The sequence below is a fragment of the Pseudoneobacillus rhizosphaerae genome, from assembly GCF_917563885.1.
Lineage (GTDB): Bacteria > Bacillota > Bacilli > Bacillales > Cytobacillaceae > Pseudoneobacillus > Pseudoneobacillus rhizosphaerae.
Window position 1 is genome coordinate 1 of record NZ_CAKJTG010000067.1, and the last position, 804, is coordinate 804.

The window sequence follows — 804 nt, forward strand, 5'->3', positions numbered from 1 at the left end:
GCTCGGAAGCATCCCAAGTTAATGTGACACTTGTCGTTGTTGCTGTACCAGTAAAGTTCGTGATTGCATTTGGTGGTTGCGGTAAAGTAGTTGCAGAAAGAGTTACTGTAGTACTTGCTCCTCCTGAATTTATCGCTTTTAATTCGTAGCTATACGTTGTTCCTGGAGTTAAACCAGAATCCGCAAAGCTTGTTGCTTCACCAGTATAGATTACTTCACCATTTCGTCTTAGCTCATAGCTTTCTGCTCTTTCAGCCGCATCCCAAGTTAAGCTGATGCTAGTCGTTGTAGCAGAAGTAGAGGCTAAATTTGTTGGTGCAGTTGGTGCTACTTTAATTGTTTTAACAGTAATCGTGGATGGAGTGGTTTCTCCACCTGCATTGCTTGCTACTAATTCATAGCTATAGTTTGTATCAGGAGTTAGCCCATTTTCAGTGAAAGTTAGAGCTGATCCTTCATACACGTTCACGCCATCACGTTTTACAATATAACCAGCTGCACGCTCGGAAGCATCCCAAGTTAATGTGACACTTGTCGTTGTTGCTGTACCAGTAAAGTTCGTGATTGCATTTGGTGGTTGCGGTAAAGTAGTTGCAGAAAGAGTTACTGTAGTACTTGCTCCCCCTGAATTTATCGCTTTTAATTCGTAGCTATACGTTGTTCCTGGAGTTAAATCAGAATCGGCAAAGCTTGTTGCTGCACCAGTATAGATTACTTCACCATTTCGTCTTAGCTCATAGCTTTCTGCTCTTTCAGCCGCATCCCATGTTAAGCTGATGCTAGTTGTTGTAGCAGTAGTAGAGG

General features: G+C 42.4%; 1 protein-coding gene. It reads right to left on the reverse strand.

The genetic code is table 11. The features are described 5' to 3' along the window. Positions 1 to 804 (reverse strand): fibronectin type III domain-containing protein (locus LRP83_RS23135; RefSeq protein ID WP_435531386.1); only part of this gene is annotated, 804 nt, incomplete at both ends.